This window comes from Caballeronia sp. ATUFL_F1_KS39 (assembly GCF_023630985.1).
GTDB lineage: Bacteria > Pseudomonadota > Gammaproteobacteria > Burkholderiales > Burkholderiaceae > Caballeronia > Caballeronia zhejiangensis.
The window spans coordinates 403,507-423,416 of sequence record NZ_JALQDZ010000001.1 but is presented as its reverse complement, the minus strand read 5'-3'; the positions used below and the strand labels follow the sequence as shown (position 1 = coordinate 423,416).

The 19,910-nt window shown below is 63.7% G+C and carries 20 protein-coding genes and 1 other RNA gene; 12 read left to right on the top strand and 9 right to left on the bottom strand.

Annotated elements, in window-relative coordinates:
- The first annotated feature begins 626 nt into the window (after positions 1 to 626).
- From NCR93_RS02080 to ruvB, 9 genes are all read left to right on the top strand, one after another.
- Positions 627 to 1,931: a THUMP domain-containing class I SAM-dependent RNA methyltransferase gene (locus NCR93_RS02080; protein ID WP_033536536.1), complete on the top strand. Its 1,305-nt coding sequence runs from the start codon at positions 627 to 629 to the stop codon at positions 1,929 to 1,931.
- A 128-nt stretch (positions 1,932 to 2,059) separates the two neighbouring features.
- A complete protein-coding gene (locus tag NCR93_RS02075) occupies positions 2,060 to 3,457 on the top strand; it encodes an aminopeptidase P N-terminal domain-containing protein (RefSeq protein ID WP_250532146.1) in 1,398 nt (465 codons plus the stop codon).
- A 2-nt stretch (positions 3,458 to 3,459) separates the two neighbouring features.
- Positions 3,460 to 4,650 carry a UbiH/UbiF/VisC/COQ6 family ubiquinone biosynthesis hydroxylase gene (locus NCR93_RS02070; RefSeq protein WP_250481458.1) on the top strand — a complete coding sequence of 397 codons (1,191 nt, stop codon included), beginning with the start codon at positions 3,460 to 3,462 and terminating at the stop codon, positions 4,648 to 4,650.
- Positions 4,651 to 4,864: 214 nt separating this feature from the next.
- Positions 4,865 to 5,959, top strand: a complete 1,095-nt coding sequence (gene dusB / locus NCR93_RS02065; protein WP_250532145.1) for a tRNA dihydrouridine synthase DusB — start codon at positions 4,865 to 4,867, stop codon at positions 5,957 to 5,959.
- A complete protein-coding gene (locus NCR93_RS02060; RefSeq protein ID WP_008351548.1) occupies positions 5,956 to 6,189 on the top strand; it encodes a Fis family transcriptional regulator in 234 nt (77 codons plus the stop codon). Before dusB ends, NCR93_RS02060 begins: the two co-directional genes overlap by 4 nt.
- 64 nt (positions 6,190 to 6,253) lie before the next feature.
- Complete coding sequence (gene purH, locus NCR93_RS02055; protein ID WP_250518047.1) at positions 6,254 to 7,819, top strand: bifunctional phosphoribosylaminoimidazolecarboxamide formyltransferase/IMP cyclohydrolase; 1,566 nt, start codon at positions 6,254 to 6,256, stop codon at positions 7,817 to 7,819.
- Positions 7,820 to 7,910: 91 nt separating this feature from the next.
- On the top strand, positions 7,911 to 8,453 hold the full coding sequence (ruvC, locus tag NCR93_RS02050) for a crossover junction endodeoxyribonuclease RuvC (protein ID WP_008351552.1): 543 nt from the start codon (positions 7,911 to 7,913) through the stop codon (positions 8,451 to 8,453).
- A gap of 21 nt (positions 8,454 to 8,474) precedes the next feature.
- Positions 8,475 to 9,056, top strand: coding sequence for a Holliday junction branch migration protein RuvA (gene ruvA / locus NCR93_RS02045; RefSeq protein ID WP_008351554.1), 582 nt, complete (start codon positions 8,475 to 8,477; stop codon positions 9,054 to 9,056).
- 56 nt (positions 9,057 to 9,112) lie between these two features.
- Positions 9,113 to 10,174: a Holliday junction branch migration DNA helicase RuvB gene (ruvB, locus tag NCR93_RS02040; protein ID WP_008351556.1), complete on the top strand. Its 1,062-nt coding sequence runs from the start codon at positions 9,113 to 9,115 to the stop codon at positions 10,172 to 10,174.
- On the opposite strand, the gene NCR93_RS02035 is transcribed toward ruvB, so the two are convergent.
- From NCR93_RS02035 to tyrS, 3 genes are read right to left on the bottom strand one after another with little or no spacing between them, the layout of a single operon-like run.
- Complete coding sequence (locus tag NCR93_RS02035) at positions 10,171 to 10,821, bottom strand: histidine phosphatase family protein (RefSeq protein ID WP_034470613.1); 651 nt, start codon at positions 10,819 to 10,821, stop codon at positions 10,171 to 10,173. The genes ruvB and NCR93_RS02035 overlap by 4 nt on opposite strands.
- Positions 10,818 to 11,261, bottom strand: coding sequence for a D-aminoacyl-tRNA deacylase (dtd, locus tag NCR93_RS02030; protein ID WP_008351561.1), 444 nt, complete (start codon positions 11,259 to 11,261; stop codon positions 10,818 to 10,820). The genes NCR93_RS02035 and dtd overlap by 4 nt, the downstream gene beginning before the upstream one ends.
- A 4-nt stretch (positions 11,262 to 11,265) precedes the next feature.
- Complete coding sequence (gene tyrS / locus NCR93_RS02025) at positions 11,266 to 12,504, bottom strand: tyrosine--tRNA ligase (RefSeq protein ID WP_008351563.1); 1,239 nt, start codon at positions 12,502 to 12,504, stop codon at positions 11,266 to 11,268.
- Positions 12,505 to 12,817: 313 nt separating this feature from the next.
- Between tyrS and NCR93_RS02020 the strand changes: the two genes are divergently transcribed.
- Positions 12,818 to 13,948: an anhydro-N-acetylmuramic acid kinase gene (locus tag NCR93_RS02020; protein WP_033536581.1), complete on the top strand. Its 1,131-nt coding sequence runs from the start codon at positions 12,818 to 12,820 to the stop codon at positions 13,946 to 13,948.
- Between the two features lie 52 nt (positions 13,949 to 14,000).
- Here NCR93_RS02020 and erpA read toward each other — a convergent pair whose 3' ends face one another.
- The 3 genes from erpA to rplM all read right to left on the bottom strand — a co-directional run bounded on the left by erpA (position 14,001) and on the right by rplM (position 15,394).
- Positions 14,001 to 14,366 carry an iron-sulfur cluster insertion protein ErpA gene (gene erpA / locus NCR93_RS02015; protein WP_008351567.1) on the bottom strand — a complete coding sequence of 122 codons (366 nt, stop codon included), beginning with the start codon at positions 14,364 to 14,366 and terminating at the stop codon, positions 14,001 to 14,003.
- Between the two features lie 195 nt (positions 14,367 to 14,561).
- Positions 14,562 to 14,954: a 30S ribosomal protein S9 gene (gene rpsI, locus NCR93_RS02010; RefSeq protein ID WP_008351569.1), complete on the bottom strand. Its 393-nt coding sequence runs from the start codon at positions 14,952 to 14,954 to the stop codon at positions 14,562 to 14,564.
- Positions 14,955 to 14,965: 11 nt separating this feature from the next.
- Positions 14,966 to 15,394: a 50S ribosomal protein L13 gene (rplM, locus tag NCR93_RS02005; RefSeq protein ID WP_008351572.1), complete on the bottom strand. Its 429-nt coding sequence runs from the start codon at positions 15,392 to 15,394 to the stop codon at positions 14,966 to 14,968.
- Positions 15,395 to 15,976: 582 nt separating this feature from the next.
- On the opposite strand from rplM, the gene NCR93_RS02000 reads away from it, so the two are divergent.
- The gene (locus NCR93_RS02000; protein ID WP_014190403.1) at positions 15,977 to 16,399 is read left to right on the top strand and encodes an OsmC family protein; all 423 of its coding nucleotides are present in this window, start codon (positions 15,977 to 15,979) and stop codon (positions 16,397 to 16,399) included.
- Between the two features lie 66 nt (positions 16,400 to 16,465).
- Here the strand turns inward: NCR93_RS02000 and rnpB are convergent.
- The 3 genes from rnpB to pyrC form a co-directional block, all read right to left on the bottom strand.
- Positions 16,466 to 16,878: RNase P RNA component class A (rnpB, locus tag NCR93_RS01995), an RNA gene on the bottom strand.
- A 13-nt stretch (positions 16,879 to 16,891) separates the two neighbouring features.
- Entirely contained in the window at positions 16,892 to 17,704 is an 813-nt protein-coding gene (locus NCR93_RS01990; RefSeq protein WP_250481457.1) for a DUF3025 domain-containing protein, read from the bottom strand.
- 10 nt (positions 17,705 to 17,714) lie between these two features.
- Complete coding sequence (gene pyrC, locus NCR93_RS01985) at positions 17,715 to 18,779, bottom strand: dihydroorotase (RefSeq protein ID WP_175979792.1); 1,065 nt, start codon at positions 18,777 to 18,779, stop codon at positions 17,715 to 17,717.
- Positions 18,780 to 18,959: 180 nt separating this feature from the next.
- Here pyrC and NCR93_RS01980 point away from each other — a divergent pair, with 180 nt between their 5' ends.
- Complete coding sequence (locus NCR93_RS01980; protein ID WP_075583487.1) at positions 18,960 to 19,862, top strand: class II glutamine amidotransferase; 903 nt, start codon at positions 18,960 to 18,962, stop codon at positions 19,860 to 19,862.
- Positions 19,863 to 19,910 lie beyond the last annotated feature (48 nt).

Genomic DNA, 19,910 nt, shown 5'->3' with positions numbered 1-19,910 from the left:
TGTGTGGGGGGGGGGGGAGGTGGTTTGGTGGGGATCGGATAGGGCCGGGGGCCCCGCCCCCGCCCCCCCCGCCCCCCCCCCCCCCGCCCCCCCCCCCCCCCCCCCCCCCCCCCCCACTTGCGCTTCTGAAGCGTAGCGCTCAACGTGAACGGCGCAGAATCAGCCAAACGAAAACCCCGAGCGCGACGCCGATCGCCAGCAAGAGCACATAGATCGAGCGCCGCCTTCGGATCGTGGACCCGCTTACAACGTCCGGCACTTCACCGCCTACGATTGCCAGCGCCACAACACACAGAAGGGCGAGGAGCATCGTCGCCTTCGCGATCCCGCCAAACAGTAGTTCGGCAGCGCGATGAACGCGTGAATCGCGGTAAGGGCCAGACGCCCGACGACGAAGATCTGGGTAGTTCACACGCAATTACCTTTGAAAAGCAACTCGGAGCATAACGCCCGTCCGAGTGCGCTTGCTCGATTTGCGATGATTTTTTGCGCTGTTTAGAAGAAGCCGCTTCCGGCCGCAAACCGCCGCCCCCCTTCAACCAAGCCGCGCCGCCCGACCTGTACGGTCTGACCGGCTCCCTTTGCCCGCGTACAATACGTTCTTTGAACATTCAATCAAGCACCACATGGCCTCCCCCCTCTTCGACTGGTTCGTCCCCTGCCCGCGCGGTCTCGAAGCACCGCTTGCCGCCGAGTTGGCGGAGATCGGGGAAAGGCACGTGGCCGACGCGCCCCTTTCCGGCGGCGGATCGCTGATCGTCGGCACGCAAGTGCCCGGCGGCGTGCACTTTCGGGGCGGCTGGGTCGCGGGCATGGCGGCGAATCTGCATTCGCGCATCGCGAGCCGCGTGCTTCTCAAAGTCGCGCAAGGCCCCTATCGCAACGAGCAAGACATCTACGAACTCACGCATCGTCAGCGCTGGGAGCAATGGTTCACGCCCAGCCAGACGATGCGCGTCGATCTCACCGCAATCAAATCGCCGGTGAAAAGCCTCGAATTCACGACGCTGCGCGTGAAGGACGCCGTCTGCGATCGCCTGCGCGACGTGGCCGGCGCGCGGCCGAGCATCGACACCGCCCAGCCCGACGTCCGCGTGTTCGCGTTCCTCACGCTGAACGAGTGCACGCTCTATCTCGATACCTCCGGCGAGCCGCTCTTCAAACGCGGCTGGCGCCTGGACAAGGGCGCCGCGCCGCTGCGCGAGAATCTCGCCGCGGGCATTCTGCGCCTGACCGGATGGACGCCCGGCACGCCGCTCTTCGACCCGATGTGCGGCAGCGGCACCTTCCTCGCCGAAGCCGCACAAACGGCGCTCAACATCGCGCCGGGCAACGATCGGCGCTTCGGCTTCGAAAAGCTGAAGCCGTTCCATCCCGGCATGTGGCAGAAGCTCAAGACGGCCGCGCTCGAACAACGCCGCGCCGCGCGTGCGTCGCAAGCCGAGTTGAGCATCTTCGGCAGCGACATTTCCGGCGATATGCTCGAAAAAGCGCGCGCGAACCTGACCCGCGCGGGCATCACCGACCTTTCGCTCAAGCAAGTCGATGCCCGCAATATGGTCCCGCCGACCGACGCGCCCGGCATTCTGATCGCGAATCCGCCGTACGGCGAGCGTATCGAAGTGCGCGGACGCGGCCCGCGCGGCGAAATTCGCGATACGGCGCGCTCCCGCCGCGAAGACGAGGACGCCTTCGCCCGCGCGCAACCCGATCCGGCCGACACCGAGTTCTTCGTCTCCTTCGGCAACGCGCTCAAACAGCGCTTTCCGGGATGGCGCGCCTACGTGCTCACGTCCGACCGCAAGTTGCCGGGCTTGCTGCGGCTGCGCGAATCGACGAAAACGCCGCTTTTCAACGGCGCGCTCGAATGCCGCCTGTTTCGCTTCGATCTGATCGCGGGCAGCGTGCGCAATCGTCCCGCTGGCGAATGAGTATGCGGCGCGGTCACTCGCCGCGCCACTAGGCCGAATGGCATAGGCAAATTCACGCGTCGCCGTCGTTTTGGCCTATGTCGAATGGCCGAGTGCGCGCATCGTGAAGCCGGCGCTACAATCGGCGCATGAACTCAACGACCGAACTCGCCAGCCCCATCGCCGTCGACATTTACCGTGCGCGTCGCGAGCGCGTGCTCGCCGCGTTGCGTGCACGCGGCGGCGGCGTCGCCATCGTGCCGACCGCGCCGGAAGTCCTGCGCAACCGCGACACGGACTACCCTTTTCGTCACGACAGCTACTTCTACTATCTGACGGGCTTCAACGAACCCGAAGCGACGCTCGTGCTGAACGCGAGCGCGCAGGACGGCGAGCCCGTGTCGATCCTTTTTTGTCGCGAGAAGAACGCGGAGCGCGAAACCTGGGAAGGCTTCCGCTTCGGCCCCGACGCCGCGCGCGACGCTTTCGGCTTCGACGCCGCGTTTGCCATCGATTCGATCGACCAGGAGATGCCGCGCCTGATCGCAGACAAGCCCGCGCTTCACTACGCGCTCGGCACATCGGCGGAACTGGATGCCCGGGTGCGCGCCTGGCTCGCCGCCGTGCGCGCGCAAAGCCGCACCGGCGTGCGCGCTCCCGCCCGCGCGGAGAACCTGCTGCCGGTTCTCGACGAGATGCGGCTCGTGAAAGACGCGCACGAAATCTCGATCATGCGCCGCGCGGCATCGATCTCCGCCGAAGCGCACCGTCGCGCGATGCGCGCGTGCCGCCCGGGCATGCGCGAGTACGAAATCGAAGCCGAATTGCTGTACACGTTCCGCCGCCACGGCGCGCAGTCGCCGGCGTATGGATCGATCGTCGCGGCGGGCGCGAACGCCTGCGTGCTGCACTATCCGGCTGGCAACGCGATCGCGCGCGACGGCGACCTGATTCTCATCGACGCCGCGTGCGAACTGGACGGCTACGCATCCGACATCACGCGCACGTTCCCCGCTAGCGGCCGTTTCACTCCGGCGCAGCGCGAACTGTACGAAATCGTGCTCGCCGCGCAAGCCGCGGCCATCGATGCCACACGCGCCGGCGTCAGCTTCGACGCGCCGCATCAGGCTGCGTTGAAAGTGCTGTCGCAAGGCTTGCTCGATACCAGCATCCTCGACAAGGCGAAGTTCGGCAGCGTCGACGACGTCCTCGCGCAACGTGCCTACGCGCGCTTCTATATGCATCGCACGGGACACTGGATCGGCATGGACGTGCACGACGCGGGCGAATACCGCGAAGCCGACGGCCCGCTCGACGAGCAAGGCGCACGACCATGGCGCGCGCTCGCGCCCGGCATGGCGCTCACGATCGAGCCGGGTCTCTACGTGCGCGCCGCCGAAGACGTGCCGGAACAATATTGGAATATCGGCATTCGCATCGAGGACGACGCCATCGTCACCGAAAACGGCTGCGAGTTGCTCACGCGCGAAGTGCCCGTCGCCGCCGACGAAATCGAAGCGCTGATGCGCGAATCAAACGCAAATTGACCATGAGCGACGTTCAAGGCATCGAACCGCATTTCGATTACGACATCGCCATCGTCGGCGCGGGGCCGGTCGGGCTCGCGCTCGCCGGCTGGCTTGCCCGGCGCAGCGCGACGTCACGGCTGTCCATCGCGCTGATCGATGCGCGCACGCCCGCAGCCGCCGCCAACGATCCGCGTGCGCTCGCGCTTTCGCACGGAAGCCGCGTGATGCTGCAGCCGCTCGGCTTTCCGGGCGATGCCACGCCGATCCGCCGCATCCATGTCTCGCAGCGCGGGCATTTCGGCCGCACGTTGATCGAGCACGACGAGCACGAGTTGCCCGAACTGGGCTACGTGGTGCGCTACGGTTCGCTCGTCGGCGCGCTCGCCGATGCGGTGCGCGCAACGAAGGTCGACTGGCTCACCGACACGTCCGCGCTCGCGCCGCTGCAGGACAACGACGGCGTCACCTTGCCGCTGCAATCGGCGCAAGGCGAGCGCTCCGTCCGCGTGAGAGTGCTCGTGAACGCGGAAGGCGGTCTTTATCAGAAAGGCGAGTCATCCGATGAGCGCCGCGCGCGCGATTACGGGCAAACGGCCATCGTGGGCACGGTAAGCGTGTCCGATCCGCGCGCGAATGTCGCGTGGGAGCGCTTCACGCCGGAAGGGCCGATCGCGCTTTTGCCGTGCGGCGGCCAGCGTCACGCGGATTATTCGCTCGTCTGGTGCTGCTCGCCCGACGAAGCCGCGCGCCGCATGCAGCTCGACGACGACACTTTCCTCGCCGAACTCGGCGCTGCGTTCGGCACGCGCATGGGCCGTTTCACGCGCATCGCGTCACGCGCGGCGTTTCCGCTCGGGCTGACCGCGCTCGACGTGCTCGTCGACCGGCGCACCGTCGCGATCGGCAATGCCGCGCAGACGCTGCATCCGGTTGCCGGACAGGGCCTGAATCTCGGCCTGCGCGACGCGCTCGCGCTCACCGACGCGCTGTCCGCCGACGGTCCCCGGCCGCTCGCGCTCGCCCGTTTCGCGCAGCGCCGTGCGCTGGACCGGCGCCTGACGATCGGCGCCACCGATACGCTCGCGCGCATCTTCACGGTCGATTTCCCGCCGTTTGCGGCGATGCGCGGCCTCGCGCTGACCGCTCTCGAATTCCTTCCGCCGGTAAAAACGGCCCTCGCCCGTCAGATGATGTTCGGTCAAAGGCGCTGATCGAGCACGAAAAAAGGGCAATCGTCCAGGCGAAGTCCGGGAACTTATCCTCTATGGCCGGCCGTTCTTTCATAGAAGATTTAATGACTTGCACGCGATTGCTCTTAATTTCAGCACGCTCTTCGCGTTAAAATAGCTGTTTCCCCTTCAGCAACGTTGCATCCGCCTGACGCGGCTTCTCGCCGGCACCGACAGCGCGGATCGTTTAGCCTTCATGCCCACAATCGGTTCACACGTCCTGCGCAATAACCTGTTCGTCGCACCGATGGCAGGCGTCACCGACCGCCCGTTCCGGCAGCTCTGCAAGCGCATGGGCGCGGGCTACGCGGTGTCGGAGATGGTCGCGTCGAACGCGCAGTTGTGGAAGAGCGAGAAGACCATGCGCCGCGCCAACCATGCGGGCGAGGTCGAGCCGATTTCCGTGCAGATCGCGGGCGCGGATCCGCAGATGCTCGCCGAGGCCGCGCGCCACAACGTCGCGAACGGCGCGCAGATCATCGACATCAATATGGGCTGCCCGGCGAAGAAGGTCTGCAACGTGGCCGCGGGTTCCGCGCTGCTGCAGAACGAGCCGCTGGTCGCGCACATCGTGGAGGCCGTCGTCCAGGCGGTCGGCGTGGGGCCGGACGCGGTGCCGGTCACGCTCAAGATTCGCACGGGCTGGAATCGCGAGAACAAGAACGCGCTGACCATCGCGCGGATCGCGCAGGAAGCCGGCATTTCGATGCTCACCGTCCACGGCCGCACGCGCGCCGATCTCTACAAGGGCGACGCGGAGTACGAAACCATCGCGGCAGTGAAGGCGTCGGTGAAGATTCCGGTGGTCGCGAACGGCGACATCACCACGCCCGAAAAAGCCCGCGACGTGCTCGCCGCCACGCACGCCGACGCCATCATGATCGGCCGCGCGGCGCAGGGCCGTCCGTGGCTCTTTCGCGAGATCGAACACTTTCTGAATACCGGCGAGCGCCTGCCGCCGCCGCGCATCGACGAGATCCAGCAGGTGATGAACGAGCACCTCGAAGATCACTACGCCTTTTATGGGGAATTCACGGGCGTTCGGACTGCGCGCAAGCATATCGGCTGGTACACTCGCGGCCTTTCCGGCGCCAACACCTTCCGGCACCGGATGAATACGCTGGACACGACCAAAGAACAATTGCTCGCTGTCAACGAATTCTTTGACGCGCAAAAGGCGTTGTCGGACCGTCTCGTCTATGTGGACGAGGCCGGTGACGCCGAGGACGCGGACGGGGAAGAATCGTGCGGCGGGCTCAACAACACGACAGACCGACTGATTGCCGCATGAGCAGACATAACATCGAACAATGCGTCCGCCAGAGCCTCGACAACTATTTTCAGGACCTGGACGGCTCCAACCCGCACGACGTGTACGACATGGTGATTTCGTGCGTGGAAAAACCGATGCTCGAAGTGGTGCTCGAGCAGGCGGGCGGAAACCAATCGCTCGCGGCCGAGTATCTCGGCATCAACCGCAACACCTTACGCAAGAAGCTTCAGCAGCACGGATTGATTTGATTCATCGGACTGAGGCGCGCGCCTTGGTCCGGCCTGGTTTCCCTTTTCGGTTTCAGTGTTCATCATGATCAAGCAAGCGCTCCTCTCCGTTTCCGACAAATCCGGCATCGTCGATTTCGCCAAATCGCTGTCGGCGCTTGGCGTCAAGCTCCTCTCGACCGGCGGCACGGCGAAACTGCTCGCCGACGCGGGCCTGCCCGTGACCGAAGTCGCCGATTACACCGGCTTTCCGGAAATGCTCGACGGGCGCGTGAAGACGCTGCATCCGAAGGTTCACGGCGGCATTCTCGCGCGCCGCGACCTGCCCGAGCACATGGCCGCGCTGGAAAAGCACGACATTCCGACCATCGATCTGCTGGTGGTGAATCTGTATCCGTTCGTGCAGACGGTCTCGAAGGAAGAGTGCTCGCTGGAAGACGCGATCGAGAACATCGACATCGGCGGTCCGACGATGCTGCGCTCGGCGGCGAAGAATCATCGCGACGTGACGGTCGTCGTCGATCCGGCCGATTACTCCGCCGTCCTCGACGAGATGCGCGCAAACGGCAACAACGTCGGCTACAAGACGAATTTCCGTCTCGCGACGAAAGTCTTCGCGCACACCGCGCAGTACGACGGCGCGATCACGAACTATCTGACGAGCCTGACCGAAGAGCTGCAGCATTCGAGCCGCAATACGTATCCGGCGACGTTCAATCTCGCGTTCGAGAAAGTGCAGGATTTGCGTTACGGCGAGAATCCGCATCAGAACGCGGCCTTTTATCGCGATCTGAGCGTGCCGGCCGGCGCGCTCGCGAACTACGAGCAGTTGCAGGGCAAGGAACTGTCGTACAACAACATCGCCGATTCGGACGCCGCGTGGGAGTGCGTGAAGACGTTCGACGCGCCGGCGTGCGTCATCATCAAGCACGCGAATCCGTGCGGCGTGGCGCTCGGCGCGAATGCGGCCGAAGCGTATTCGAAGGCGTTCCAGACGGACCCGACTTCGGCGTTCGGCGGCATCATCGCGTTCAATCGTGAAGTGGACGAAGCGGCGGCGCAGGCTGTCGCGAAGCAGTTCGTCGAAGTGCTGATCGCGCCGTCGTTCAGCGAGGCGGCGCGCGCCGTGTTCGCGGCGAAGCAGAACGTGCGTCTCTTGCAGATCGCGCTCGGCGACGGCCACAACGCGTTCGATCTGAAGCGCGTCGGCGGCGGTCTGCTCGTGCAATCGCTCGATGCGAAGAACGTGCAGCCGCACGAATTGCGCGTCGTGACGAAGCGTCATCCGACGCCGAAGGAAATGGACGATCTGATGTTCGCGTGGCGCGTCGCGAAGTTCGTGAAGTCAAACGCGATCGTGTTCTGCGCGAACGGCATGACGATGGGCGTCGGCGCAGGCCAGATGAGCCGCGTGGATTCGGCGCGCATCGCGGGCATCAAGGCGCAGAACGCCGGCCTGACGCTGAACGGCTCGGCGGTGGCATCGGATGCGTTCTTCCCGTTCCGCGACGGCCTCGATGTCGTCGTGAACGCGGGCGCCACCTGCGTGATCCAGCCAGGCGGATCGATGCGCGATGACGAAGTGATCGCCGCCGCCGACGAGCACAACATCACGATGATTTTCACGGGCACGCGTCATTTCCGCCATTGATCGCGGCCGCTTCATTTAAGATTGGCCTGTTTGCGCTTCGAACGGCGCAAACAGGCCTTTTTAGTTTCAACGAGCCGCGAAACGCGAACGAATGAGAATCCTTGGCATCGACCCCGGCCTGCGCGTGACGGGCTTCGGCATCATCGAGAAGACGGGGCACACGCTCAACTACGTGACGAGCGGCGTCATCAAGACGGCCGAGGCGGATCTGCCTTCGCGCCTCAACACCATTTTCAGCGGCATCTCGACGCTCATCGCGCAGCACAATCCGGATCAGGCGGCGATCGAAAAAGTCTTCGTCAACGTGAATCCGCAATCGACGCTGCTCCTCGGGCAGGCGCGCGGCGCGGCCATCTGCGGGCTCGTCGCGAGCGGCGTGCCGGTTGCCGAATACACGGCGCTGCAACTGAAGCAGGCGGTCGTCGGCTACGGACGCGCGACCAAGGAACAGATGCAGCAGATGGTCGTGCGTCTGCTGTCGCTTTCCGGCGTGCCCGGCACCGACGCCGCCGATGCGCTCGGCATGGCGATCTGTCACGCGCACGGCGGCACCGGCCTCGCGGCCCTGGGCGGCATCGCGCCGGGGCTGGCCAAGAAGGGCTTGCGCGTGCGGCGCGGTCGTCTCATCGGCTAATTTCCTCTACGAATACCAAACATGATCGGTCGCATCGCCGGCGTTCTGCTGGAAAAAAATCCGCCGCATTTGCTCGTCGATTGCAACGGCGTCGGCTACGAAATCGACGTGCCGATGAGCACGTTCTACAACCTGCCGAATGCCGGCGAGAAGGTCGTGCTGCTCACGCAGTTGATCGTGCGCGAGGACGCGCATCTGCTGTACGGTTTTCTCACCGCGCAGGAGCGTTCGACGTTCCGCGAGTTGCTGAAGATCAGCGGGATCGGCGCGCGCATGGCGCTCGCGGTGCTTTCGGGCATGAGCGTGCACGAACTCTCGCAAACCGTGACGACGCAGGACGCCGCGCGCCTCACGCGCGTGCCGGGCATCGGCAAGAAGACGGCGGAGCGCCTGCTGCTCGAACTGAAAGGCAAGCTCGGCGCGGATCTCGGCGCGATCGCGGGCACGGTTTCGCAGTCCGATCACGCGTCCGACATTCTCAACGCACTGCTCGCGCTCGGCTATTCGGAGAAGGAAGCGCTCGCCGCGGTCAAGAACGTGCCGGCCGGAACGGGCGTGTCCGAGGGCATCAAGCTGGCGTTGAAGGCGCTTTCGAAGGGCTGATAGCCTAGGCCATTCGGCCAGCTTCGTCGCGCAAAAGCTCGCTGTACAATCGAAAGATGATCGAAACCGACAAACTCGCCGCCGAACGCGTCATCTCGGCCTCGCCCGTCTCGCCGAACGAAGAAGCGTTCGAGCGCGCACTGCGTCCGCACAAGCTCGATGAATACATCGGGCAGGAAAAGGCGCGCGGCCAGCTCGAAATCTTCATCGAGGCGGCGAAGCGCCGTTCCGAAGCGCTCGATCACGTGCTGCTGTTCGGGCCGCCGGGTCTCGGCAAGACGACGCTCGCGCACATCATCGCGCGGGAAATGGGCGTGAATCTGCGGCAGACGTCGGGACCGGTGCTCGAGCGCGCGGGCGATCTCGCCGCGCTGCTCACGAATCTCGAAGCGAACGACGTGCTGTTCATCGACGAAATTCATCGGCTTTCGCCGGTCGTCGAGGAAATCCTGTATCCGGCGCTCGAGGATTATCAGATCGACATCATGATCGGCGAAGGGCCGGCCGCACGCAGCGTGAAACTGGATCTGCAGCCGTTCACGCTAGTCGGCGCGACCACGCGCGCGGGCATGCTGACGAACCCGCTGCGCGACCGCTTCGGCATCGTGTCGCGGCTGGAGTTCTATAACGCGAGCGAACTGGCGCGCATCGTGTCGCGATCCGCGTCGTTGTTGAAGGCGGAGATCGTGCCGGAAGGCGCGCTGGAAATCGCAAAGCGCTCGCGCGGCACGCCGCGTATCGCGAACCGGCTGCTGCGCCGCGTGCGCGATTACGCCGAAGTAAAGGCGAACGGCATGATCACCGCCGACGTCGCCGACAAAGCGCTGAAAATGCTCGACGTCGATCCCGTCGGCTTCGATCTGATGGACCGCAAGCTGCTCGAAGCCATCCTGCACAAGTTCGATGGCGGGCCGGTCGGCGTGGATAACCTCGCTGCGGCTATCGGCGAGGAGCGCGACACGATCGAGGACGTGCTGGAGCCGTATCTGATTCAGCAGGGCTTTTTGCAGCGCACGCCACGCGGACGGGTCGCGACGATGCTCACGTATCGGCACTTCGGTCTTGCTGCGCCGGATGCGGGGCCGATTCGGGATCTTTGGGATACGAACAACGGCTAGGCCCGCTTGCGCAGATTGTCGTCGTCCGTGTCCGTCGACAGATGCGCGATATCGCCCCACGACGCGACCTTCGCGCCGCCATCGGCATAGTCCACCACGTTCACGCTGCAATTGAGCAGCGGCCAGTTGCGCGGCTCCTGCAACGGCAGGTTCATCGCGAACCTGTACACACAATCGAGCACGCCGCCATGCGCGACGACCGCGATGCGCCCGCCCGCGTGCGCCGCGACGATCGGTTCCATCGCATGCACGATGCGGTGATAAAACACGCGCTGCGATTCACCGTCGCCGGGTGGCGAGAAGCCGGGGTCGCGCGTCTGCCATTCGATATATTCGGCGGGAAACTTGTCGTTGATCTCGTCGCTGTCGTGGCCTTGGAACGCGCCATAGAAACGCTCGCGCAAGTTCTCCGATAACCGCACGTCGAGCCCGAGCGCATCCGCGAACGGACGCGCCGTCTGCTGCGCGCGTTGCAGATCGCTCGAATAGACCGCGTCGATGCGCCCGTCGTGCGCCAGACGCCGGCCGAGCTGTTCCGCCTGCAGAAAGCCATGTTCGGACAACGGGATGTCGATATGCCCTTGAATGCGCTTGATGCGGTTCCAGTCGGTTTCGCCGTGTCGAATAAAGAGAACCTGAGTCGTCATGGTCGTACCTGAAGCCAGAAAGTGACTGGCCCGTCGTTCACGAGCGACACCTGCATTTCCGCGCCGAACTCGCCCGTTTCGACGACGGGATGCTTCGCGCGCGCTTGCGTCACGAAATAATCGAAGAGCCGCTTGCCTTCGTCGGGCGGCGCGGCGGGCGTGAAGCTCGGGCGCAAGCCGCTGTTCGTGTCGGCGGCAAGCGTGAACTGCGAGACGAGCAGCAAGCCGCCGGCAACGCCTTGCACCGAGAGATTCATCTTGCCCGCTGCATCGCTGAACACGCGGTAGCCGAGCATCTTCGCGAGCAGCTTGTCGGCGGCGGCTTCGCTGTCGCCGCGCTCGGCGCAGACCAGCGCGAGCAGGCCCGCGTCGATCGCGCCGGTCACACGCTCGCCCACGCGCACATCGGCGCGCTTCACACGCTGAATGAGCGCGATCATCGGCTTACGCCGTCAGCGTGACGCGCGCGAAGCGGCGCTTGCCCACCTGCACGACGAACTCGCCCGCTTCGACCTTCAGCCCCTTGTCGGAGACCGTCGCGCCGTCGATCTTCACGCCGCCCTGCTCGATGTTGCGCAGCGCTTCGCTCGTCGACGGCACGAGTCCCGCCTGCTTGAGCAGCTGGCCGATCGCGACCGGCGCGCCTGCGAGCGTGACCGTCGGAATGTCGTCGGGCACGCCGCCCTTTGCGCGATGATTGAAGTCTTCGAGCGCCCGCTCGGCATCCGCCGGCGAGTGAAAGCGCGCGACGATTTCCTGCGCCAGCATCACCTTGAAGTCGCGCGGATTGCGGCCGCCTTCGGCTTCGCGCTTGTAGCCTTCGATTTCGCTCATCGGGCGGAATGACAGCAGTTCGAAGTAACGCCACATGAGCACGTCCGAAATGCTCATCAGCTTGCCGAACATCTCGGTCGGCTTCTCGCTGATGCCGACGTAGTTGTTCTTCGACTTCGACATCTTTTCGACGCCGTCGAGACCTTCGAGCAGCGGCATCGTCAGAATGCACTGCTGTTCCTGGCCGTACTGCTTCTGCAACTCGCGGCCGACGAGCAGATTGAACTTCTGGTCCGTGCCGCCGAGTTCGAGATCCGCGTTGAGCGCGACCGAATCGTAGCCCTGCATCAGCGGATAGAGGAATTCGTGGATCGAAATGGGCACGCCGCCCTGGAAGCGCTTCGTGAAGTCCTCGCGCTCAAGAATGCGCGCGACCGTGTAGCGCGATGCGAGCTTGATCATGCCGTCGGCGCCGAGCGGCATCGACCATTCGCTGTTGTAGCGGATTTCGGTCTTTTCGCGATCCAGCACGAGCGCCGCCTGCTCGAAGTACGTCTTCGCGTTCATCTCGATCTGCTCGCGCGTGAGCGGCGGGCGCGTCGCGTTGCGGCCAGACGGATCGCCGATCAGCGACGTGAAATCGCCGATCAGAAAAATGACCTGGTGGCCGAGATCCTGCAACTGGCGCATCTTGTTCAGCACGACCGTATGGCCGATGTGAATGTCGGGCGCGGTCGGATCGAGGCCGAGCTTGATACGCAGCGGCTTGCCCGTCGCGGCGCTTCGCGCGAGCTTCTGCGCGAATTCGTCTTCGATCAGCAGTTCGTCGCAGCCGCGCTTGGCGATGGCGAGCGCGCTTTTGACATCTTCGGTGATCGGGAAGCTGGGCGCGTTGGAATCAGTGGTCATGCTTGCGGCTTGTGAAGTCAAAAGGGTTCGATGACCGGCGATGCGGTGGCGTGGCCTGCGCAGATGCCGCGTCGAGAAGTGGGGCGCGGAAAATGACGAAATCGCGCGCAATTGCTTGTTCAGGCTCACGATTTTACGCGATGACGCGGGCATTCGCGCCCTTTCGTGTCTGATCGCGCGGTTTTGCGCGGCATTCGGCGCTCAGGAGTGTGGAATCGCGTCTTAACGATTCGCCCCGTAACGCGGATAATCGCCGCTGATTGGCAACATCGGCATCGACGAGGAGATCAGCGTGGGAAAGAAAACCGAAGCAATCGAAACCGGCAAGGCGGACGGCGTGTACTTCGGTTTGATGTCCGGAACCAGCATGGACGGCGTCGATGGTGTCGCGGTTCAGTTCGCGACGGGCAAGCCGCCCGTCGTGCTCGGCGAGGCGCATGTCTCCTTTTCCAAAGGCTTGCGCGATGCGCTGTTCGAATTGCAGTCGCCCGGCGACAACGAACTCGAACGCGAAGCGCTCGCCGCGAATGCGCTCGCGACACGCTATGCCGTCTGCTGCCACGAACTGCAGAGCATGAGCGGATGCTCGGCGACGAAGGTGCGCGCGATCGGCGTGCACGGCCAGACGGTGCGGCATCGGCCTGACAAAGGCTACACACGGCAGATCAACAATCCGGCGTTGCTCGCTGAGATGACCAGCATCGACGTGGTCGCCGATTTCCGCAGCCGCGATGTCGCCGCGGGCGGCCAGGGCGCGCCGCTCGTGCCGGCGTTCCACACGACCGTGTTCGGCGAAAAGAACGAGACGCGCGTCGTGTGCAACCTCGGCGGCATCAGCAACATCACGATTCTCGCGGCGAACGGAGACGTGCGCGGCTTCGATTGCGGCCCGGCCAACGCGCTGATCGACGAATGGGCTTTGCGCCACACACAGCGCGCCTATGACGACGGCGGGCAGTTCGCAGCCAAAGGCCGAATCGATCAATCGCTTCTCGACGCGCTGCTCGACGAACCGTTTTTCGACCTCGCGCCGCCGAAGAGCACAGGGCGCGATCTGTTCAATCCGGCGTGGATGGACGCGAAGCTCGCAGCCTTCGCGAACCTCGCTCCCGCCGATGTCCAGGCGACGCTCACGGCCCTCACCGCGACGACCGTCGCGCGCGAGATCGCGCGACACGCGCCGGACACGCGCGCCGTGTACGTGTGCGGCGGCGGCGCACGCAATCCTGTGTTGATGAAGATGCTCCAGCAGGCGCTCGAAGACAGCAAAATCGCAGGCGTTCCCGTGATGACGACCGAGGCGCTCGGCGTGCCGCCGCAACAAGTGGAAGCGCTTGCTTTCGCGTGGCTCGCGATGCGCTGTGTCGCGCGCGAGCCGGGCAATCTGCCCGCGGTGACCGGCGCGGCGGGCGAGCGCGTGCTCGGCGCGATTTATCCGCGTTAACAAAAAACGGAGCCGCTGAGGCTCCGTTTTCTTCAGCGTCAGAAATGCACGCTTAGACCGAGAACGACGAACCGCAACCGCAAGTCGTCGTGGCGTTCGGATTCTTGATGACGAACTGGGCGCCGTTGATGTCGTCCTTATAGTCGATCTCCGCACCGACGAGATACTGATAGCTCATCGAATCGACGAGCAACTGCACGCCAGCCTTGTCCATGACGGTGTCGTCTTCGTTCACTTCTTCGTCGAACGTGAAACCGTACTGGAAACCCGAGCAGCCGCCGCCTTGCACGAACACGCGCAGCTTCAGATCCGGATTGCCTTCTTCATCGATCAATGACTTGACCTTTTCCGCGGCCGCGTCGGTGAAGACGAACGGCATCGGCATTTCGGTCGTGGGGGTGTCGCTGACAGCGCTCATTCGAATTCTCCAATTAAGCTTCTAGCCGCTATTGTAGGGCTGATCTCAATATCGTGCCGAATGTCCATGGAATCAATGGGCTATATGAAAATTCGACATGGTCCAGCCCAAACGCGCCAAAACGAAAAAAGCCGCCTGCACAGGGCGTGCGGGCGGCTTTTGCAGCTTCGCCGGAACCCGTCCGGCAAGAAGCGCTTAACGCTTCGAGAACTGCTTGCGGCGGCGTGCCTTGTGGAAACCGACCTTCTTACGTTCCACTTCACGCGCGTCACGCGTGACGAAGCCTGCGTTCGACAGTTGCGACTTGAGCGTAGCGTCGTAGTCCATCAGCGCGCGGGTGATGCCGTGGCGAACCGCACCGGCTTGACCCGTCTCGCCGCCACCGTTGACGTTGACCTTGATGTCGAACGTGGTGGCGTGGTTCGTGAGTTCGAGCGGCTGGCGCACGATCATCAGCGACGTTTCACGCGAGAAGTAGTCGGCGATGGGCTTGCCATTGACGATGATTTCGCCCTTGCCCGACTTGATGAAGACACGAGCGACGGCGCTCTTGCGGCGGCCCGTACCGTAGTTCCAGTTACCGATCATGTGGGCTCCCCTTAGATCTCGAGCGCTTTAGGCTGTTGAGCCGTATGCGGATGCGTTGCTTCGGCGTAGACCTTCAGCTTCTTGATCATCGCGTAGCCGAGCGGACCCTTCGGAAGCATGCCCTTGACAGCCTTCTCGAGCGCGCGGCCCGGGAAACGCTCTTGCATCTTGCCGAACGTCGTTTCGTAGATGCCGCCCGGGTAGCCCGAGTGACGATAGTACTTCTTGTCCGTGGTCTTGTTGCCGGTGACCTTCAACTTGCCGGCATTGACGACGATGATGAAATCACCGGTGTCGACGTGCGGAGTGAATTCAGGCTTGTGCTTGCCGCGAAGACGGCGTGCCACTTCGCTGGCGACACGGCCGAGAACCTTATCCGTCGCGTCAATCACGTACCATTCGCGCGTCACCTCTTCGGCTTTTGCGGAAAACGTCTTCATGATCGATCCAAAAAATTGATCTGCCCTTGAACTGTGTCTTGTTCGGCCCTGCTTATATGAGTGCGCTCAGGTCGAAACCGGGCGCGTGCAGGCTCTCACAAGCCTCTCTCCGCGGGCGTGTGGCGAAGAGAACTTTGAATTATAAAGGGAATTTGGTCGCCGCGTCAAAAGAATGCTTCGACAGGCGCGAGGACGAAAAAAAGCCCGAGCAGCTTGGCTCGGGCTTAATCCACCAAAGGAGGAGGTGGAGGAGACAGGAACGAGTATAGGCACGGTCATGCTGCAAAGCAAGAAGATTTGCATTGTGGAAGACGATTTCATAATATGGAATCTGAGCACAATGGACAGGTCCCCCGAAGCCCTTTATTTTCAGATGTTTACGGGCCGCGACTGCTTGGACGCCGTCGCGATGAGCCTTTAGAGCCCGTCCTCGACTGGCGCGCTCACGGCCAGCATCAGAATCGCCGCGCCGATTTACGCTTCGTCAACCGGTAGATGCTCGTAAGCAGCGACCGGTGGAAAAATTCCGAACCGCTACAATGTAGCCTCTGTAACGACGCGCTGAACAGCTGGAGCCTGAGCATGGAATGCAAAGTTAGCTGGATGGGACAAGACGGCATGGCCTTCGCCGCCGAAACGGGAAGCGGCCATCTCGTAAACATGGACGGCGCACCGGAAGGCGGCGGCCGCAATCTCGCGCCGCGCCCGATGGAAATGGTGCTGCTCGGCACCGGCGGATGCACCGCCTACGACGTCGTGATGATCCTGAAAAAGAGCCGTCAGGAAATCCAGGGCTGCTCGGTCACGCTGAAGGCCGACCGCGCGAGCGAAGACCCGAAAGTCTTCACGAAGATCCACTTTCACTTCACCGTGACGGGCAAGAACCTGAACCCGGCGACCGTCGAGCGCGCGATCAACCTGTCGCACGACAAATATTGCTCCGCGTCGATCATGCTGGCGAAATCGGCGGAGCTGACGCATTCGTTCGAGATCGTCGAAGCGTAAGTTTCATCGGAAGCAAAAACGAAAAGAGCCGACGTCGCGAGACGCCGGCTCTTCTCTTTTGAATGACGACAAAGCGGGCCGATAAGCCGGATTCTGTGCACGCGCCGCCCGAAAGCGACGCGCGTGGCAATCATTCCTCTAGACGCGTCATTACTGACGCGCTCAAGCTTCCTACCCGCAGACGAACGGGGGCCCCGTCCTGCATCGCGAAGATGCGCGCCTGCCTATTTGGAATTGCTCCGGGTGGAGGTTACCGTGCCGGAACGTCTCGCGACGTCCGCGGTGCGCTCTTACCGCACCGTTTCACCCTTACCTGATCTCCGGACTTGCGCCCGGAGCCATCGGCGGTTTGCTTTCTGTTGCCCTGTTCCGCGTGTCGCCACGGATGGCCGTTAGCCATCACCCTGCCCTGTGGAGTCCGGACTTTCCTCGCCCTCTTCGGCTTTCACCTCGGAGGCCGCGATTGCCTGGCCCGCTTTGCAACTCGTCATTTTAGCATCCGCGCGATCGGCGGCCCGGTCGAAAGACGGAAACGTCGTCGTAGAAATCGGGCGATGCATTCGCGTCCCACCAGCCCGGCACGCCCAGCACCGGCAGCGGCGCGAACGCGCGGCTGTCGATCGGCGCGGCGTTCAGCCGTTCGGACACGCATCCGTCGATGAACGCGCGGCGCGCGGCATCGTCGAGCGAAAAATAGTCGGCGGGAACATCGACGATCCACGCGTGCCCCGTACACGCCTTGTACGGCGCGACGAGCTTTTCCAGCAACGCGTGCCCGAAAATGCGCGCCTCGCAGCGCGTGCCCCACGCCGCGCGCTCGCCGACGAAGAGCGTGCGCCAGCCGAAACCGCGCAGCGCGCGTCCAAGCGATGCATCGGCGCAGGCGAAGAACGCCGCGTTTTCATCGAAGAGCGTGAGCGCGTCGCGCACGCCGCCGCGCGTCGGTCCGATGCCGAGCGTATCGATCTGCTCGGCCTGCCGCGCGTTGAGCGCCGCCTTGATGCGCGGATACGCGAACCACATCGAGGCGTTGAAGAAATCGTGGAGATTGTGGCGCGTCGGCACGCAGCCGGTCTGCGCGATGTGACCTTCGTACGACGCACCCGAAGGCAGCGCTTCCTGCGCGATGAATGCAAGCGGCTTGCCGCGGCCCGTGACCTGCGCGGCGGCCGTGGCGTCGTCGTTCAATGTCGCGAGATAGTTGTCGTAACCCGCGAGCGCCGCCGTCTGCCAGCGCCTGCCGCGCGCTTCGATGGACGCGAGCCAAGGCCGCGCCCAGTCGATATCGGCGAAACCCGCGCTCACGTCGGCGTGCTTACTGCGCGTCCACGAAACGCCAGCCGATCGATTCGCCGCCACGCAGCGGCACGACGGTCGAATCGCCGGCGGTGAATTCGGCGGGCAACGTCCACGAACCGCGCTCGATCGTCACCGATTCCTTGCTGCGCGGCAGACCGTAGAAGTCCGCGCCGTGGAAGCTCGCGAAGCCTTCGAGCTTGTCGAGCGCGCCGGCTTTGTCGAAGGTTTCCGCATAGAGTTCGAGCGCGTGCAGCGCCGTGTAGCAACCCGCGCAACCGCACGCGTGCTCCTTCAAGCCCTTCGGATGCGGCGCGCTGTCCGTGCCGAGGAAAAAGCGCGGATTGCCCGACGTCGCCGCTTCGACGAGCGCCACGCGATGCGTCTCGCGCTTCAGCACCGGCAGGCAGTAGTAATGCGGACGCATGCCGCCGACCAGCATGATGTTGCGGTTGTACAGCAGGTGATGCGCGGTGATCGTCGCGCCGATCTCGCCGTCCGCGTCGCGCACGTAATCGGCGGCGTCCTTCGTCGTGATGTGCTCGAACACGACTTTCAGCGCGGGAAAATCGCGGCGCAGCGGCGTCATCACGCGGTCGATGAACACTTTCTCGCGATCGAACACGTCGATGTCGCTATCGGTCACTTCGCCGTGAGTCAGCAAGGGCATGCCGACTTCCTGCATCGCTTCGAGCGTTTTCGCACATTTGCCGAGCAGATCCGTCACGCCTGCGTCGGAATTGGTCGTCGCGCCCGCCGGATACAGCTTCACGCCATGCACGAAGCCGCTTTCCTTCGCGCGGCGGATTTCGTCGGGCGGCGTGTTGTCGGTGAGATAGAGCGTCATCAACGGCTCGAAGCGCGCGCCCTTCGGAAGCGCCGCCAGAATGCGCTCGCGATAGGCCGCGGCCATTTCCGTCGTCGTCACGGGCGGCTTCAGATTCGGCATGATGATTGCGCGGCCGAACTGGCGCGCCGTGTGCGGCAGGACGGCCGCGAGCGTCGCGCCGTCGCGCACGTGCAGATGCCAGTCGTCGGGACGCGCGATCGTGAGCGAATTGGGCGAGGATGAAGTAGCGGACATGGCGAGATGACGGGGAACGTTGGAATGGCGCAAGTCCACGCAAGGACCGGAAAAAATCGCCGTGGAATTTCCACAACGCGCGCATCGACGAGCGTTTGCGCGTTTTTTTCGATTCGGTCTCGGTGATATGCTTGTCGGACGTATTGTAACAACAGGCCAAAAGCCGACCGCCTCAGCATCATGTGCCAACTTCTCGGAATGAACTGCGCCGAACCGACCGACGTGACGTTCTCGTTCACCGGTTTCGCGGCGCGCGGCGGCGTCACCGATCATCATGCCGACGGCTGGGGCATCGCGTTTTTCGAGGACAAGGCGTGCCGGCTTTTCATCGATCATCAGTCGTCCGCCAGTTCGCCGCTCGCGGACATGGTGAAGCGCTATCCGATCAAGTCGAAGAACACGATCGCGCATATCCGCAAGGCGACGCAGGGGCATATCCTGCTCGAGAACTGCCATCCGTTCATGCGCGAACTGTGGGGCCGGCACTGGATCTTCGCGCACAACGGCGACCTCAAAGGCCACGCACCCGAACTCACCGGCGTATATCAGCCGGTCGGCACGACGGACAGCGAGCTTGCCTTCTGCGCGCTCCTGCAAGGCTTGCGGCGCGCGTTTCCGTGCTCGCAGCCGCCGCTCGACGAACTGTTCGACGCGCTCGCCGAACTCACCCGCGACATCACGCAATACGGCGTCTTCAACTTTCTGATGTCGAACGGGCAGGCGCTCTTCTCGCACTGCTCGACGCATTTGTACTACCTGGTGCGTAGCTGGCCGTTCTCGACCGCGCATCTGATCGATGCCGACATGTCGATCGATTTCGCCAAGTACACGACGCCGGAAGACCGCGTCGCCGTGATCGCGACGTCGCCGCTCACCGACAACGAAATCTGGACGCGCTTCGCCCCCGGCGATCTCGCGATGTTCCAGTGCGGCGATCTCGCCCGCGCGACGAATATTCCGGTGCCGGAGGAAGTGGCGAGGAAAGCGGCCGAGCCGCTCGCGAAGGCGTGCATCGGATCCGCGCTGAAGATCGACGAGATACGGACGACAGCGGCGATGGAATCGGAACTCGGGATCGAATAAAAAACGGCGCTTCTTTTCGGAAGCGCCGTTTTGCTTTGCCGAGCCGAG